Source organism: Streptomyces sp. Q2 (genome assembly GCF_056820935.1).
Map to the genome: position 1 here is coordinate 260,189 of NZ_JBXEJE010000003.1, position 16,922 is coordinate 277,110.

General features: G+C 69.9%; 10 protein-coding genes. 4 read left to right on the forward strand and 6 right to left on the reverse strand.

The window, feature by feature from the left end; translation table 11 throughout:
- Nucleotides 1–7: 7 nt before the first annotated feature.
- Both ACWBNA_RS05550 and ACWBNA_RS05555 read right to left on the reverse strand, forming a co-directional pair.
- Nucleotides 8–862, reverse strand: coding sequence for a maleylpyruvate isomerase family mycothiol-dependent enzyme (locus tag ACWBNA_RS05550; protein WP_482702879.1), 855 nt, complete (start codon nt 860–862; stop codon nt 8–10).
- A gap of 402 nt (nt 863–1,264) precedes the next feature.
- Nucleotides 1,265–4,279 (reverse strand): glycosyl hydrolase, encoded by a 3,015-nt coding sequence (locus ACWBNA_RS05555; protein ID WP_482702880.1) that lies wholly within the window; start codon nt 4,277–4,279, stop codon nt 1,265–1,267.
- Nucleotides 4,280–4,515: 236 nt separating this feature from the next.
- Between ACWBNA_RS05555 and ACWBNA_RS05560 the strand changes: the two genes are divergently transcribed.
- Nucleotides 4,516–5,292, forward strand: a complete 777-nt coding sequence (locus tag ACWBNA_RS05560; protein WP_482702882.1) for a polysaccharide lyase family 7 protein — start codon at nt 4,516–4,518, stop codon at nt 5,290–5,292.
- Between the two features lie 79 nt (nt 5,293–5,371).
- Here ACWBNA_RS05560 and ACWBNA_RS05565 read toward each other — a convergent pair whose 3' ends face one another.
- From ACWBNA_RS05565 to ACWBNA_RS05580, 4 genes are all read right to left on the reverse strand, one after another.
- Entirely contained in the window at nt 5,372–7,297 is a 1,926-nt protein-coding gene (locus ACWBNA_RS05565; RefSeq protein WP_482702987.1) for a glycoside hydrolase family 127 protein, read from the reverse strand.
- Between the two features lie 107 nt (nt 7,298–7,404).
- Nucleotides 7,405–8,226: a carbohydrate ABC transporter permease gene (locus tag ACWBNA_RS05570; RefSeq protein ID WP_383864138.1), complete on the reverse strand. Its 822-nt coding sequence runs from the start codon at nt 8,224–8,226 to the stop codon at nt 7,405–7,407.
- A 14-nt stretch (nt 8,227–8,240) separates the two neighbouring features.
- Nucleotides 8,241–9,203, reverse strand: coding sequence for a carbohydrate ABC transporter permease (locus tag ACWBNA_RS05575; protein ID WP_482702884.1), 963 nt, complete (start codon nt 9,201–9,203; stop codon nt 8,241–8,243).
- A gap of 86 nt (nt 9,204–9,289) precedes the next feature.
- The gene (locus ACWBNA_RS05580) at nt 9,290–10,603 is read right to left on the reverse strand and encodes an ABC transporter substrate-binding protein (RefSeq protein ID WP_482702886.1); all 1,314 of its coding nucleotides are present in this window, start codon (nt 10,601–10,603) and stop codon (nt 9,290–9,292) included.
- 283 nt (nt 10,604–10,886) lie between these two features.
- Between ACWBNA_RS05580 and ACWBNA_RS05585 the strand changes: the two genes are divergently transcribed.
- The 3 genes from ACWBNA_RS05585 (at nt 10,887) to ACWBNA_RS05595 (ending at nt 16,884) form a co-directional block, all read left to right on the forward strand.
- Nucleotides 10,887–11,915 (forward strand): LacI family DNA-binding transcriptional regulator, encoded by a 1,029-nt coding sequence (locus ACWBNA_RS05585; RefSeq protein ID WP_482702888.1) that lies wholly within the window; start codon nt 10,887–10,889, stop codon nt 11,913–11,915.
- Nucleotides 11,916–12,103: 188 nt separating this feature from the next.
- Nucleotides 12,104–15,394, forward strand: a complete 3,291-nt coding sequence (locus ACWBNA_RS05590) for a discoidin domain-containing protein (RefSeq protein ID WP_482702890.1) — start codon at nt 12,104–12,106, stop codon at nt 15,392–15,394.
- Nucleotides 15,391–16,884, forward strand: coding sequence for a family 43 glycosylhydrolase (locus ACWBNA_RS05595; protein WP_482702891.1), 1,494 nt, complete (start codon nt 15,391–15,393; stop codon nt 16,882–16,884). Before ACWBNA_RS05590 ends, ACWBNA_RS05595 begins: the two co-directional genes overlap by 4 nt.
- Nucleotides 16,885–16,922 lie beyond the last annotated feature (38 nt).

Sequence of the window (16,922 nt, forward strand, 5' to 3'; positions counted from 1 at the left end):
AACGTCGTCAGTAGACGATGGACACGATCTGACAGGCGGCTTCGGCGATCTGGCGCTCTCCGCCGATGTGGGCCCGGGCGAGGGCGGTGTCAGGCTCAATGCCGCGGGTGCAGAGTCGCCAGGCGGTCTCTGGGTCCAGCCGTATCGATGCGGTCGGCCGGCCACTGGGTGCTTCGGCCAGTGACCAGCGCTCCGCCGTGGCGGTCACGGTCCAGGCGCCGACGACCGGCTCACCGATGACCACCTGGAGTTGCGTCCCGGCGGGTGCGGGTGTGTGACGCAATGTGTGGGGCAAGGCCCGCATGAAGGTGTCCAGAACCGCGGACAGAGCGTTGGGCTCCGGGTCGGTGCCCCGGCCGGTGGCGAGGCGGATCTGCTGGCGGTGGGTCCAGTACTCGGTGAACTCCCGGGCGGTGTCCAGCCACTTGGGCGCCGGGTCGACCCCTGCCCAGGACACTCCCAGGCCCGCTGCGCCGAGGTCGGTGCCCTCGAATTGACGCGTGACCTGGGTCCCGGCTCGTTCCAGGGCCTCGATGAGCTCGGCGGGGCGGTGATCCGTGTGGAGGTCGATCCATTCCTGGTTGACCCGGTGGATGAACGCTTCCAGCGTCTCTCCGGTCGCCATGGCGCGCTGGTGGCCCTCTGTGCTCCAGCCGAGGCGGCCGTGGTAGTCGCCGAGGATGTGGGCGGCAAGATCGTGCACGGTCCAGCCCGGGACCGCGGTTCTGCTCCACTCACTGCGCCGCAGACCGCGTAGCAGGTCGAGGAGCGAGGCCAGCTCTTGCCCGAACAGCGGGCGAGCGTCGATCGGCTCTCCCAGCCAGGAGGGGTGGGACGCGTCGTCGGGCTGGTGGCGACTCATGGTCAGAGCGTCTCAGCCGGGCGGCTCCGTCTTCCACCGAATTCCCACCCCCCGCATTGCACGCAGGGAAGTGGTCATGGCTGTCAGCCAACTCATAGCCGGGCCCGTGTGAGTCAGTACACGCCAAGGCAAGCCCGATCAGGCCGGTGCAAGCCGGGCAGCCGTCGACCAGGTGGGCCCGATACCGGACCCGCGTGAGTCCGCGCTTCGCTGTGCACGCACGGCGGGCCGGACCAAGCGAGGGCGGCGCTGTCCGACTCGCCCAGCACATCCTCGCCCTGGCCGCGGCCGCGATCTGGCCGGGGCCGCGCTCTGGCGTAACCACAGGAAGCGCAGGAAGCGCAGGAAGCGCCAGGAAGTACCCCTGGGGGGCGGGCCGGTTACCGCCCCCAGGGCCTCACGTCACGGGCGCACCGCGGCCTGGACGTACGGCACCAGCCGGACGGGGCCCGTGAGCCCGTACGCCTGGCGGGCGGTGGCGCCGAAGACGGCCGGCTGGGCGACGCGGAGGCGGTTGATGAGTGGGGTCGCCACCTCGACCTCGATCACGTTGACGCCGCGCCGCAGGTGACCGCCCAGGTCGACGACCGGGTGGAGTCGGTCGGCGGGGCCCGTCCGGGTACCGTTGACGGAGACCCGGAAGGTGTCGCTGACCTGGCCCAGTTCGAGGTACGCGCCGTGGGACGAGGTCCAGTCGGAGGGCAGGACGACGGTGGTGCGGTAGCGGCCGATGCCGGCGGAGTCGGCCAGTTCGGGGATCTGCGACCAGGGCAGCAGGGCGTCGAGGGTGAGCGTACGCCGGACGATGTCTGTGCTGGTCGCATCCGCGCCGGGGTACCAGTCCTCGACGTCGAGCTGCCAGCGGTCCGGGGTGACGGGGCCGGGCACCGCGGGCACCCTGGTGGTCACCGTACGGCCCTGGGAGAGACGGGTGGTGTAGGTGCCCGGTGCCGAGACGCGCACGGCCAGGCCGCGGTCGGTGAAGAGCACCCGGTCGGCGTCGCCGGACACGGCGTGCGGGCTGCTGCCGTTTCGGTCGCCGAAGAGTCCCGGTCTGCCGAGCGCGACGACCGCGGCCTGGCCGGGGTCGAGGGTGACACGCACGGTGATGGCGTCGCCGACCTGGGTGTAGCGGGCGATGCGCGTCGCCTCGCCCGTCCACGGATCGAGCTGGTAGGGCACGGTGGCGCCGCGCCGAGTGCGGCGCAGGGTGACGTCGTGGTCGATGGTCGCGACGGGCGGCTTGACGGTCTCGGCGTGTTTGCCGTTGCAGAGGTAGTAGAAGTCGGTGTCGGCGCTGACCCGGTGGTTGTTGAGGAGGGTGGAAGGGGTGGCGTAGCGCGCGTCGGGGGTGATGCCGAGGGCGGTGAGGGCGTCCCCGACGGCGGCCTTGTCGGTGACGGCGGTGACGTGCGGCAGGGCAAGGAGGCGTGTCAGGACCTCGCGCAGTGCGTCCGTCTCGCCCTGATCGGGCACGCCCGGGGTGAGCGCCTGGTCGAAGGCGCCGAGCAGGACCATCGGCAGTCCTGCCCGGGCCAGGCTCAGCAGCTTGCGGGCGTCGTCGAGTGCGAGGGTCGCGGTGGAGCCGTAGAAGAAGTCCCCCTCGACGAACAGGGCTTTGTAGGCAGGGCCGTTGGGCGCGAGGCGGCCGCCGGAGACGCGGGCGGCCGGCAGGTCGAGGAGCGGTCCGCTGAGGAACTGGTGGGTCCAGCCGAGCGGTACGCCGGTCGCCGTGAACCAGGAGGCGCCGATGCCGGTGGCGGTGTAGCCGGTCTGGCGGAAGATGGCGACGTCGGCGCGCGGGGTACCGGTCTGCAGGACCTGGTGCACGCGGCCGAGGTAGCCGGTGATGTCCTCGGCGTGCCGCCAGGCGGGCTGGCGGGGCCCCCAGGACTCGCCGTAGCCGGCCGTACCGTTGTAGGGGCTGAAGGCGGCGAAGCCGGGCCAGCTCACCCCGGGGGCGGTGGCGTACGAGAAGCCGTGCACGACCGTCTGGTTGACACCGGCCGCGTAGGCGCCGCCCATGGTGCGCAGGAACCTGTCCCACGTCGTGCTGTACGCGGAGCCGTTGTAGGCGCCCGATTCGCAGGACAGCACGGTGTGCCCGGCCATGTCCCGACCGCCGGCCAGGCATCGGTAGTCGTCCAGGTTCTTGAAGCCGAGCGACTCGCCCTCCGCGATGTCCAGGATCGCCGCGGAGGCGATGGCGTCGGTCTGCAGGCCGTACGGCTGCGCGCGCAGCGACATGCCGAGCGAGTGCGCCCAGTCGCGCAGGGCGGTGACGTGGTGGGTGTTGAAGAGGTGGGAGACGGTCTCCCAGAAGTCGTGCCGGATCTGCCGGGTGAGCTGCGCCTCGAAAGCGAAGACGGGGTTGCTCTTGTCGAGGACAAGCGCGGGCAGGTACGGCAGGAGGGAGCGGCCGGTGCGCTGCTCGAAGGCGTCGGGCAGGGCGGAGGTCCACACGAGGGAATCGGTCTCCAGTTCGATGGAGTCCTCGAAGAAGGCGCCGCCCCCGGCCTTGAGCAGTCGCCGCACCGTGCCGGTCAGGACGGCGCGTTCCCAGAAGCCGGTGACGGCGGCGGTGCCGGCGGGACTGAAGTGGTCGACGACGTAGGCGGCCGGGGAGGAGTGCGGGCCGGACTCGGGCTGCTGGGCGGTGCCGCGCTGCCAGTAGGAGATCAGTACCCAGTCGCCCTCCGCGGGGGCGGTCCAGGTCAGGGTGCCGTCGCGGACGGTGGTGGTGAGGTCGCGGACGCCTGCGAGGTCGAGGCCGGTCTCCTTGCGGGTGGCGTTGGCGGGCTCGACGCGGGCGGCCTGGACGGCGAGCAGGCGGCGCCGGGTGACGCTGGAGGCGGCCTTGTGCACGGGTTCGGGGACCGGTCCCTGGTAGGTGGTGCCGGCGGGGACGGAGGCACGGCCGTAGGCGAGTTCCTGGGCGGCGGTGTCGTCGTCGGGGGTGACGCCGGGGACGGCGACGGGCCAGCTGGGGCCGAGGGTGAGGTCGATGGTCAGGCCGCGTCGGGCGGCCTGGCGCAGGGCCGCCTCGACGCCGTCACGCCAGGCGGTGCTGCCCCAGCCGTGGTGGGCCGTGTCGAGGGCGGACTTGTCCTTGATGCTGTGGTGGACGGCGGCGATCTCGGCTCCGCCGAAGCCGGCGTCGGCGATCTGGTCGATCTCACGGGCGACCTCCGCCGGGTCGACCAGACCGTCCGGCCACCACCAGCGGAACTTGGGGCGCACGGACCGCGGCGGGCCGGCGAACCAGTCGCCGGACAGGCCCTGACGACCTGTCAGGGGGAAGGCGCCGGCATCCGTCGAGCCGACGGCGGCGAACGCCGTGGTGGCGCCGGCGGCCAGGGAGGCCGCGAGCACCGTGCGCCGGGGTATCCCGCCACGCCGCGGAATGGACTTCTGCATGTGTCGCCCCAAGTAATTGATTGAATCGTTTCAATTCTCTGCAAACGCGGGAACGTTAAGCCCGGAATCCGTGAGGGTCAAGATCCGTGCCCCAATTCCTCGCCGGGCGCGGACACTTGACGAGCTTGGTCCAGACCTTTACCGTCGCGACACGCACACCAATTCACGGGTGCGCTCCGTGTTCATCCATCTGAACGGCGCCTTCTCCTCCCCCACGATCACTGAAGGACGGCCCCATGACCCGAACCAGAGTTCTCGCGACGGCCACCGTCATGGCCACCATCACCACCGCGGCCTTCCTGGGCGGCTCCACCGCCGAGGCCGCCGATCCGAAGGTCGCCCCCGGCGGCAACTTCGATCTGTCGGTCTGGCAGTTGCAGGAACCCGTGGGCTCCCCCGGCAAGCCCACGACCATCTCCTCGTCCCGGCTGCAGGGGCCCGCCGGCTACCAGGACGCGTACTTCTACACCGACACCCGCGACGGTGCGATGACCTTCTGGGCACCCGAGAAGGGCGTCACCACTCCCAACTCCAAGTACGCCCGCTCCGAACTGCGCGAGATGAACCGCGACGGCGGCGCGGCCGACTGGCCGCTGCGCGGCAGCCACCGGCTGAGTGCGACCCTGCGCGTGGTCTCGATGACCTCCAACGTGTGCGTGGGGCAGATCCACCTCGGCTCCGGCGGCTCCTCCACCAAACCGCTGGTGGAGCTGTACTACCGGGCGAGCGGTGACATCGTCGTCGGCACCGAGAACTCGCCCGCGGGCGGCCAGACCCTGCACACCGTGGGACATGTCCCGGTCGGAAAGACATGGAGCTACACCATCGCCGTCTCCGGCGGCGACACCATCGACCTGACGGTCGACGGCAGCACCACGCACTACGCGATTCCCTCGTCGTTCTTCCCGTACAAGCAGTACTTCAAGGCCGGTTCCTACAACCAGTCGTCCTCCGACAGCACCACGAAGGGGGCGCGGGTCGCGTTCTACGGGCTGAACGTCTCCCACGGCTGACAGGGCGGCGCGGGGGTGATCTCCGGTGTCGACGGGGCGGTCGTCGAGGTCCCGTCCTGCCGACCGTCCCCTTGGACGGCTATCCCCCCGTGGCGTCGTCCGATTCCGTCGTCGGCAGCCAGACCCGCATCGTCGAGGGGCCGCGGTTCGCCCAGGAGTGGTAGGGGATAAGGACGATGCCATCGCTGTCGGCGGGCGTGGGGGTGGCTCGGTCGAGCGGGCGGTAGGGCCATGCGGTCTCGCTCGGACCACCCGCTACCGCGAGTCCGCCGGGCGCGACGACAGCGCCGTCCGGTCCGTCCTGGAGCTCGGCCCCCGGCTCCACCCGGATCGCGTCGACGTCGTGTCCACCCGGAAGGTCGACGGACTCGGCGCAGTACACCAGTGGCCCGCGTTCGACGGCCGCGGTGCCGCGTATCGCGTCGATGCGCGGATCGGCACCGGTCCAGCGCGGTGCCACGGGCAGTTCGAGCCGTATCTCGTCGCCGGGCAGGAAGACGCGGGTGATTCTGGCGGTGCCTGGCGCGACGGCGCTGCGCGCGCCGTCGGCGTCGACGAGCCATGCGGTGGCGCCCTCGGTCCACGCGGGGACACGCAGCGAGAGAGTCCAGGCGTCGGGCGGTGACCGGTCGATCCGCACGGTCACGTGGCCGCCGGCCGGGTAGTCGGTGCGGACCCGCAGGGCCAGAGGCCGGTCCGCGGTGAGGGAGGTGGTGATCTCCGCGTCGGCGTACTGGTGCAGTTGGATGCCGTGGTCGTCCGCCGTCGCCAGGTACGTGGGCAGCTGGGCCAGTGTGCGCGCCACGTTGGTCGGGCAGCAGGACACCGCGAACCAGGGGGCGCGCAGGCTCGATTCGGCTCGCGGGCTCTCGGCGTCCGGCGCGGGTACGGTTCCGCGGCGGCGCCGGTGCAGGGTGTTGGCGTAGAAGAAGGCCCGGCCGTCGTCGGACGGGGAGGTGGCGATCACGTTGTACATGGTGCGTTCGGCCAGGTCGGCGAAGCGCGGTTCGCCGGTGGCCAGCAGCAGCCGCCAGCTGAGCATCACGGAGGCGACGCCGGCGCAGGTCTCCGAGTAGGCGCGGTCGGGCGGCAGGACGAAGTCGTCGCCGAAGGACTCGTCGCGGTGGTGGGAGCCCATGCCGCCGGTCAGGTAGGTCCGGCGGGCGACCGTCGTCTCCCACTGCCGTACGACGGCGGCGAGCAGAGCGTCGTCGCCGGTCTCGACGGCCACGTCGACCGCCCCGGCGGCGAGGTAGAGGGCGCGGACGGCGTGCCCGCGCAGGACGGTGGCTCGGCGTACGGGCAGGTCGTCCTGGTAGTAGGCCCGGCCGAACTCGATGTCGGCGAGCGTGCGGTGTCCGCGGCGTTCGACGAACAGCGCGGCCTGGTCGAGGTACCGCTGCTCCCCCGTCGCCCTGGCCAGTTCGACGAGCGCCGTCTCGATCTCGGGGTGTCCGCAGACCCGCTCGATGCCGCCGGGACCGAAGGTGGCGCACACGTGGTCGGCGGCCTGCCGGGCGATCTTCGCGAGCTCCTGCTCGCCTGTGGTCCGGAGCTGGGCCACTCCGGCCTGGATCAAGTGGCCGTAGCAGTACAGTTCGTGGCCCCATTCGAGGTCGCTGTAGCGGGGCTGCTGTCCGGGGCGGCCGAAGGCGGTGTTCAGGTAGCCGTCCGGTTCCTGGGCGGGGGCGATGGACTCGGTGAGCGCGGCGATCTCCGCGTCGAGCGTTGTACCACCGCTGCGGCCGAACTCCCAGGCCATGGCTTCGAGCAGCTTGTAGACGTCGGAGTCGGCGAACTCGCGGCCACTCCGGTCGTGCTGGATGCGGCCCCCGACGACGGCGCGGAAGTTGCCGATCCAGCCGACGCGTTCCATCCAGTCGTGGCAGTGGCCGAGTGTGGCGGTGGCGTTGGTCTGCCGGCGTCCGGCCCAGAAGCCGCCGGTGATCCTGACCTCGTCGAGGCCGAGCGGTCGCAGCCGGCCCCGGGTCGGTGCCACCGGCAGGACGTGTGATCGTGCCGTGTTCTCCCTCACCAGTTCATGCCTTCGGTACGTCCCTTCGGTTGTCCGTATCTGTAGCGGGCTTGCGAGCCACCCGGAGCCCTCCGTGTTCAGCCCTTGAGCGCGCCCGACATGAAGCCCCGTACGTAGTGGCGTTGCAGCAGGAGAAAGAGGAGGAGGCAGGGCACGGCGAGGACCACCACACCGGCCTCGGTGGCGCCGTAGTCGACGGCGCCCATGCTCTGCTGGCGCAGGTTCGCGACGGCCAGCGGCAGGGGCGCCTTCTCGCTGTCGGATATGAGGATCAGCGGGGCGATGAAGTCGTTCCAGGCGGCGAGGAAGGCGAAGAGCCCCACGGTGATCAGCCCCGGCCGGACCGCCGGGAGCAGGACCCGGCGCAGTGCGCCCGCCGTGCCGCAGCCGTCGACGAGCGCCGACTCCTCCAGTTCGCGCGGTACCGCCTCGAAGGAGATCCGCATCATGAAGGTGGCGAACGGCAGTTGGAACATGGCCAGGACCAGGCTCAGCCCGATCAGCGAGTTCTGCAGGTGCAGCCTGCCGAGCAGCACGTAGAGCGGGATGAGCAGGGTGGCGTAGGGGACCATGAGGATGGCCAGTGTCAGCAGGAACAGCAGGTTCTTGCCCGGGAAGTCGAAGCGGGCGAAGGCGTAGCCGCCGAGCAGGGACACGGTGAGGGTCAGGGCGACGGTGAGCGCCGAGACGAGGGTGCTGTTGAGGAGGTAGCGCCACAGGCCGGCGTCGTAGTCGAGCAGTGTCCGGTAGTTGCCGAGGCCGTAGCCGGACTCCTGTGCGGTGCCGGGCTGGGCGCTGACCGATGCCCAGGCGTTCCACAGCAGGGGGAAGAGGAAGATGACGGCCAGTCCGGCGGCGACGACGTAGTGGGGTGTCCGGCCCAGGGCTCGGGTGAGCACCGTGGCATCCCTCCTCAGGATTCGTCGGCGCGGCGCAGGCCGCGGAACTGCAGGGCGTTGAGCAGGAGCAGCGCGGCCAGCACGATGATCGAGAGGGCCGCCGCGGTGCCGAGGTTCAGGCGTTGGAAGGCCTCGCGGTAGATCAGCTGCACGATGGTGACGGTGCTGTTGTCCGGTCCGCCCTTGGTCAGGATGAAGAACTGGTCGAAGGCGAGCAGTGATCCGGTCACGCAGAGCAGCAGGGACAGGGCCAGGGACGGTCGCAGGAGCGGCAGGGTGATGGAGCGGAAGATCTGGCCGCGGCCCGCGCCGTCCATGCGCGCCGCCTCGTACACCTCGTGGGGGATGCGCTGGAGACCGACGAGGAGGATGAGCATGTAGAAGCCGGCGAACTTCCACACGACGAGGAACACCGTCGACAGCAGGGCGGAGGTCGGGGTGCCGAGGAAGGAAACCGGATCGTCGGCGAGGCCGAGTCTTTCCGGCACACGGCTGAGAGGGCCGGTGGTGGGGCTGTACAGGCCCCAGAACAGCAGGGAGGCGGAGGCCAGTCCCAGGGCGCCGGGCAGGAAGTAGACGGTGCGGAAGAAGCCCGCGCCGGGGCGGGACTCCTGCACCAGCAGGGCGAGGAGGAGCGCCAGTGCGAGGAGGACGACCGTCACGATCACGGTGTAGAGGAGGGTGAAGCGGACCGCGGGCCAGAACAGTGTGCTGTCGGTGACGTCGGTGTAGTTCTCGGGAGCGTTGCCGCCCTGGTCGCCCGCGAGCAGCGGCCAGTCGTTGAGCGACATCTTGCCGACGAGCAGCAGGGGCAGCAGGAAGAAGACCGCGACGAACAGGGCCGTGGGGGCGGCGTAACCGAGGCCCTGGACCCTGCGCGAGTGCCACAGGGCTGTGGCGGCAGGGCGCCGACGCGCCGGCTGCTGCGGACGGACCCGTTGCTCGGCGGCCGCCCGGTCGGGCGCCTTCACCTGCATGGCTCTCCTCTGCTGCCGTGTGACGTGCGAGGGGTCGGCCGTACGACGTGCGGGAGCGCGGAGCGCTTGCGCTCACCATCGTCCCGTCAGTCGGCCAGCGAAGCGCTGACCGCCTCGTTGTCCTTGTCGACGGACGCCGCGTCACCGAAGACGGCGTTGCGCATCAGCGTGAGCCAGGGCCCGTTGGGGTCGTTGTAGGTCTGGCCGAACTTCAGCGCGTACGGGGTACGGCCGACCGCGACGAGCTCGTTGATCGTCACCAGCCTCGGGTCGGCCTTGGAGTACTTGTTGGAGGCGAGGTCGGTGCGCGCCACCACGTCCTTGTGCGCGGCGACCACCTCGACCTGTGCCTTGTCGCCCAGGGACCAGGCGAGGAAGTTCCAGGCCTGGTCGGCCGACTTGCTGGTGGCGGAGATGCCGATGGCGTCACCGCCGACGAAGGTGGATTTGCCGCCGTCGGGGCCGGGGATGGGCGCGACGCCCAGGTCGAGGTTCTTGGGCATCAGGCCCAGGGTGGTGGACGGCATGGGCATCACGCCGACCTTGCCCTTCGGGAAGATGCCGGTCCAGGTGGTGCCCGTCTCGTCGCGTGCGCCGGGGGCCACGATGTCGTCGTCCACCCAGCCGCGGTAGGTGTCGTAGACCTTCTTCGCGGTGTCGGAGGCGAGGGCGGCCTCGGTGCCCTCCGTGTTCATCACCTCGTCGCCCGCGGCCCAGATGGACGGCCACCAGGTGAAGACGCCGCAGCCGCCGCAATTGCCGCCGAAGAACGTGCCGTTGACGCCTGCGCCCAGTGCGTCCACGGCGCGCGCCTGCCGGTCCCACTCGCCCAGGCTGGTGGGCGGCTCGTCGGGGTCGAGCTTCGCCTTGCGGTAGAGGTCCTTGTTGTAGAAGAGCACCGACAGGTCGAGGGTGTGCGGCACGACGTACTTCTTCCCCTCGTGGGTACCGGCCTTGATGTGCGACTGGGCCAGGTGCTTGGCGTAGGGCAGGGCGTCGATGCGTTCGGTCAGGTCGGTGAAGAGACGGCTGGTGGTGTAGTTCGGCACGAACACCACGTCGGAGGCGAAGAGGTCCGGGAGGTCGCGGGATCCGGCGGCGGCACCGACCTTGGCCTGGTAGTCGTCGGTGGGGACGACCGTGAGTTCGATCTTGTTCTTGTGGCTCGCGTTGTACGCCTCGACCAGGGCCTCGCTCTGCGGGCGGGTCGCGGCGCGGGTCCACATCGTCAGCGTGGTGCCGTCGTCGGCTCCCCTGACGTCGGCCGCTGCGCCTCCCTCGCCGTCCGAACCGCCGTCCCCGGACCCACAGGCCGTGACCAGGCTCGCGGCGGCGAGCAACGCGATGGCCCCGGTGGCGAGTCGGTGTATGCGTCCACGTGGTCCGGCCGTACTCCCCATGGCGATCCCCCTGGTGTGGCGGCGGGCCGTGGTGGCCCGGCCGTTCGGGACGATGGATGTGGTGGCGCTGAACTCGACGGAAATGAACCGAAAAGGCTTTCAAAAAAGCTAGAACCCGGCTGACTGCCCGTCAATCCCCTTGCAGGGAGCGGCTCCAGGAGACCAACCGAAACCCGTGAAAGCCGCCTGCCCGCCCCTCGGCCGAAACAACTCGCGTACGGTTTTATGTACGACGTGCCATCCTCGCCGGCCTCGGCACGCGCAGCGAGACAGGAGAACGCCCATGCCCCAGGCCGCCGGTTCCTCGCGTTCGCAGCCCTCCACGCTCAGCGACGTGGCCCGGCTGGCGGGCGTGTCCATCGCCACCGCGTCCAAGGCCCTCAACGGCCGCAGCCAGGTGCGCGCCGAGACGCGGCAGCGGGTGGTCGAGGCGGCCGAGCGGCTGTCGTTCCAGCCCAACCAGGTGGCCCGTGGTCTGCTCGCGGGGCGGACGGGCACCGTCGGTCTGCTCACCAGCGACCTGGAGGGCCGGTTCAGCATCCCGATCCTGATGGGCGCCGAGGACGCCTTCGGCGCGGGCGAGGTCGCGGTGTTCCTGTGTGACGCGCGCGGCGACGCGATCCGCGAGCAGCACCACGTGCGCGCGCTGCTCGGGCGCCGGGTCGACGGGCTCATCGTGGTGGGCAGCCGCACCGACCCCCGCCCGTCCCTGGGCCGGGAACTGCCCGTGCCCGTCGTCTACGCGTACGCCCCGTCGGAGGATCCGGAGGATCTGTCCATCGTTCCCGACAACGTCGACGCCGGCCGTATGGCGGTGGAGCACCTGATCGCGTGCGGCCGCACCCGGATCGCGCACATCACCGGTGACCCCGCGTACCTCGCGGCGCGGGAGCGGGCCGAAGGGGCCCGTACCGCGCTCGCCGGCGCCGGTCTCGCCCTGGTCGGCGAACCACGGTTCGGCGCCTGGTCGGAGGGGTGGGGGCGGGCGGCCACCGCGATGCTACTGGATCAGCACCCCGACGTGGACGCCGTCCTGTGCGGCAGTGACCAGATCGCGCGCGGCGTCATCGAGGTGCTGCGCGAGCGCGGGCACCGGGTGCCGGAGGACGTGGCGGTCATGGGCTTCGACAACTGGCAGGTCCTGACCTCCGCTTCCCGGCCGCCGCTGACCAGTATCGACATGAACCTGGAGCAGGTCGGGCGGATGGCCGCGCGCGCCTTGTTCACGGCGATCGCCGGCGGGCGGCGCTCGGGGGTGGAGGCCCTGCCCTGCCGCCTGGTGATCAGGGGATCCACAGCACCGCTGTCCTGACTCACCTCACCGGTGTCCTGAACCGCTCGTGTCCCCAACCGGGTTCTCTCTCAACCCTCTTGACACTCCATCAGCTCGCTCCTACGTTGCGAAAACCTTTTAGGTCGCTTTTCGCACTCCTCGGGGTCATGAACGCCGGCGCCCTCGCGCGAGCGAACGCTTGTCGTCAACCGGACAGGGAGCATCCGATGAGAAGACCGCACGCCCTTCTGCCACGGCTCAGGCGCCTCAGATGCCTTTTCGTCGCCCTGGTGCTCAGCGTCTGTTCCGTCCTCACCGCGACCCCGGCGAGCGCCGCGCAGACCATCGGGTTCCCCACCTTCGGCGGACCCGCGATCCCGGCCCCGCCCGTCGCCTACACACCGGGCGACATGATGCGCAGCATCTACGACGCGGAGAGCTCGGGGACCGACTTCTGGATGGACCGCCTGCTGGCCCGCTCCGGAGACGACCCGGCCGGGCCCTGGCTGATGAGCCGCGGCCGCGCGCTGTTCATGAAGACGCACAACCCCGCGGTGCTCGGCTTCGGCGGCCACGTCGCCTACTGGGAGAGCATCAGCGACAACAACGCCTACACCGTGGCGATCAGCCCGGGCACGTTCACCGAGCAGGTCTCCCAGCGCCGGCAGACGCCCAGCCACTGGAAGAGCGTGCACACCAGCGGCTCGATCACCGTCGACCAGACCAAGTTCGTCACCGACAACAACGTCGCCGTGACCAACCTGTCGGTCAAGAACAACGGCTCCGCCTCCACCACCTTGCAACTGCGGGCGACTTCGCCGTACGCCACCACGGGCACCGGCAGCGAACTCACCGGCCAGGTGAACGCCTACAACAACCTCACCACCATCCGCCCACGCCTCACCGGCGACGGCTTCACGGTCTCGGACGGCGGGCTCAACCGGTCGGTGACGATCGCGGCCGGAGCCACGGTGACCGTCAAAGTGGTGATGGGCTTCGTCACCGACGAGATCCCCGCGTCCCTCACGGAGTACAACGCCTACGCGGGCCACTCCCCCGCGACCGCGTTCGCGACCCATGTGAAGGCCTACAACCTGTGGTGGGCGCAGAACGTGCCCTACATCGACGTGCCCGAGCCCGCCATCAAGAAGAGCGTCTACTACCGCTGGTGGCTGATGCGCTTCAACAACCTCGACGCCGACATCCCCGGCCAGACCTTCCAGTTCCCGACCTCGACCGAGGGCGTCCTCGGCTACAACAACGCGATCGCGCTCACCCAGCCCATGCACATCGACGACCTCAAGTACCTGCGCGATCCCGCCTACGCGTACGGCGACTGGCTCGGCGTCGGCCAGACCTCCAAGGGCGGTCGCTTCCTCGACAACCCCGGCGACCCGGAGAACTGGTCCAACAGCTACACCCAGTACATCGCCGAGGCGGCGTGGAAGAGCTACCAGATCCACGGCGGCCAGCCGGCCGTGGCCGCCAGTCTGGCCCACTACGCCGAGGGTGACGTCAAGGGCCAACTCGCCCACTACGACCACGACAACAACAAGCTCATCGAGTACGACTGGGGCGCACTCACCGGGAACGACGCCGACGCGGTCTCCTTCCACTGGAAGCCCGGCACCATGGACCGCGCCGAGTCCGCCTACCAGTACAGCGGCGCGATGGCGGCCGCGCAGGCCTACGAGGCGACCGGCAACACGGCCAAGGCGAACGAGATGCGCACCCTCGCGACGCAGATCAAGGACGCCATCGTCAACGTGCTGTGGAACCCCGACCGGCAACTGTTCGAGCACCGGCTGAAGTCGACCGACGAATGGGTGCCCTGGAAGGAGATCAACAACTACTACCCGTTCTCCGTAGGGGCCGTCCCCGACAACGCGACGTACAAGCGGGCGCTGCGCCTGTACGACGACCCGGCCCAGTACCCGATCTTCCCGTTCTACACGGCCAACCAGGTCGACAAGAAGGCGGCGGCCGACGCCGGGGAACCGGGCTCCAACAACTTCTCCACCATCAACTCGACCGTCCAGTTCCGCCTCTACTCCTCGGTGCTGCGCAACTACCCCAACTCGTGGATGACCGCGACCGACTACAAGAAGCTCCTCTACTGGAACACCTGGGCGCAGTACATCGGCGGCAACACCCAGTGGCCCGACGCCAACGAGTTCTGGGCCGACTGGAACGGCAGCTCGATCGACTACCGCTCCTGGATCCACCACAACATCCTCGGCAGCAGCAACTGGACGGTGATCGAGGACGTGGCCGGTCTGCGGCCCCGCAACGACGCCAAGGTCGAGCTCTCCCCCATCGACATCGGCTGGAGTCACTTCACCGTCAACAACCTCCGCTACCGGGGCGCCGACCTGTCCGTCGTCTGGGACGACCCCGCCGACGGTGTGGTGCGCTACCCCGGCGTCCCGGAGGGCTACTCGATCTACGTCAACGACAGCCGGGCCGCGACCGTCGGCTCGCTGGTGCCCTTCACGTGGGATCCGGCCACCGGTGACGTGACGACCAGCGGGACGGTCACCCACCACACGGCCGTCGCCGGGCTGAAAGCTCCCCGGCAGGTCGTGCAGAACAGCCCTCGGATGGTCGACATGCTCGCCAAGGCGGGCGTGGACCTGACCGCCGACCTCACCAACCTCGCCTCCGGTGCGACCGTGTCCGCCTCCCACACCGCATCCGGCAGCAACGTCACGGGCGCGGTCGACGGCTACCCCACCAACGAGCCCTTCTGGGGCGCGGGCGGCTCCCCCAACGGCCAGGACTGGTACGAGCTCGATTTCGGCACCGCCCGCACGCTCGACGAGGTGCGCCTGCACTTCAAGGACAGCCGCCCGGCGAGCACCACCTACCGGGCCCCCGCCTCGTACACCATCCAGTCCTACAACGGCGGTTCATGGGTGACCGTGCCCGGCCAGACCAGGAGTCCGACAGCTCCGCGGGCCAACTACAACCTGGTGCGGTTCCCGGCGATCAGCGCCCAGCGCATACGCGTCCTGGCCACCAACGCCTCCGGAGCCAAGACCGGCCTCACCGAGGTCAAGGTCTTCAACCGGGGCGGCGTCCAGCCACCGGCCAACCACGCGGCATCCGCCGCGGTGTCCGCGTCGTACACCTCCCCCTGGGAGAGCGTCACCGCGGTCAACGACGGCATCGACCCGCCGTCGTCCAACGACACCGTCAACCCGCGCTGGGGGACCTGGCCGGAGACCGGTCAGCAGTGGGCCGAGCTGACCTGGCCGTCGGCGAAATCCCTGAACAGGGCCCAGGTGTACTTCTTCGACGACGACCAGGGGATCGACATGCCCGCCGCGTGGAAGCTCCAGTACTGGAACGGCAGCGCCTACGTCGACGTGCCCGGCGCGAGCGGCTACCCCCTGGCCAAGAACCAGTACAACAGCGTCACTTTCCCCGCCACGAACACCACGCGACTGCGGGTGCTGCTCACGAGCAACGGCACGAACTCCGTCGGCCTCCTCGAAGCAAAGGTGTACGGCCCGTGACCCGTTCCAGATGCCTGTCCGCGCTCCTCGCCCTGCTCACCGTGGCGGTCGCCCTCCTCGTGGCGCCGCCCGCCTCCGCCGCCGTCGCGTTCACATCGACGGGAGTGAACCAGAACGGCGGCAACTGCCTCGACCTCCCCGGTGGTTCGTCGGCCAACGGCACACAGCTGCGCGCCTTCACCTGCGGCTCCGGAGCCGACCAGAGCTTCGGCTACACCCTGGTGGCGGGAACGACCGACACGTACACGATCACCACCCGGTCCGGCCAGTGCGTCGACGTCTCCGGCGCGTCCACGGCGGACAACGCGGCGATCATCCAGTGGCCCTGCCACGGCGCGACGAACCAGCGGTGGCGGCTCGTCCCCGTGCCGGTCACCGGCACCGACAAGACCTTCAACCTGGTGTCGGTCGGCTCCGGCAAGTGCGTCGCCCCGAGCGGCGGTTCCTCGGCCTCGAACACCGACCTGGTGCAACTGCCGTGCGCCGCCTCGAACGGCAGGGTGTGGCGCCTGCCCGCCTTCACCGGCGGCGGCACGAGCCCGCACACGTTCACCAACCCGCTCTCCGCACACGGTCCGGACCCCTGGCTGACCTACTACGACGGCTTCTACTACCTCGCCACCACGACCTGGAACTCGACGATCACCATGCGCAAGGCGAGCACGCTGGCCGGGCTCGCCACGGCCACCGACCAGGTGATCTTCAACCTGACCCGGCCCAACGGGGCGGGCACGATGTGGGCCCCGGAGTTCCACCTGCTCGACGGCCCGAACGGGAAACGGTGGTACTTCTACTACACGGCCGGGCGGGAACCGTACGACCTGGGCACCCAGCGCATCCATGTCCTCGAGAGCGCCGGCCTGGACCCGATGGGCCCCTACAGCTTCAAGGCCGACCTGCTCGACCCCACCCAGGACAACACCTGGGAACTGGATCCGGGCATCCTGCAACTCGACGGCCGTCTCTATCTGTTGGGCACTTTCTACAACGGTTCTCAGCCCATGTTCATCCGCCCGCTGTCGAACCCGTGGACCGCCGCCGGGACCCGGCGGGTGCTGTCGACCCCGACCTTGGGCTGGGAGACGGTGGGCGGCGCGGTCAACGAAGGGGCCGAGGTCCTCCAGCGGGGTGGCAAGACGTTCATCGTCTACTCCGCCAGCCACTGCTCGACGCCCGACTACAAGCTGGGGATGCTCACCTACAACGGCGGCGACCCACTGAGTTCCTCCTCCTGGGTCAAGTCACCGAATCCGGTCTTTCAGCGGTCCAACGCGGCCGGCGTTTACGGGCCCGGCCACAACGGCTTCTTCAAGTCACCCGACGGGACCGAGGACTGGATGGTCTACCACGCCAACAACTCGGCGAGCGGAGGCTGCGACATGAACCGCAGCACCAGAGCGCAGAAGTTCACCTGGAACGCCGACGGCACACCGAACTTCGGCACACCGGTCGCCCTGGGTGTCCCGCTGACCTCACCGTCGGGGGAATAGCCCGCCCGTCATCGGCGGGGCATCCCTGCGATGCCCCG

Bases quoted from the DNA above. Each gene is read 5' to 3' on its own strand.
- ACWBNA_RS05550 (WP_482702879.1), bottom strand. From the start codon at position 862: ATGAGTCGCCACCAGCCCGACGACGCGTCCCACCCCTCCTGGCTGGGA.
- ACWBNA_RS05575 (WP_482702884.1), bottom strand. From the start codon at position 9,203: ATGCAGGTGAAGGCGCCCGACCGGGCGGCCGCCGAGCAACGGGTCCGT.
- ACWBNA_RS05590 (WP_482702890.1), top strand. From the start codon at position 12,104: ATGAGAAGACCGCACGCCCTTCTGCCACGGCTCAGGCGCCTCAGATGC.
- ACWBNA_RS05555 (WP_482702880.1), bottom strand. From the start codon at position 4,279: ATGCAGAAGTCCATTCCGCGGCGTGGCGGGATACCCCGGCGCACGGTG.
- ACWBNA_RS05560 (WP_482702882.1), top strand. From the start codon at position 4,516: ATGACCCGAACCAGAGTTCTCGCGACGGCCACCGTCATGGCCACCATC.
- ACWBNA_RS05585 (WP_482702888.1), top strand. From the start codon at position 10,887: ATGCCCCAGGCCGCCGGTTCCTCGCGTTCGCAGCCCTCCACGCTCAGC.
- ACWBNA_RS05580 (WP_482702886.1), bottom strand. From the start codon at position 10,603: ATGGGGAGTACGGCCGGACCACGTGGACGCATACACCGACTCGCCACC.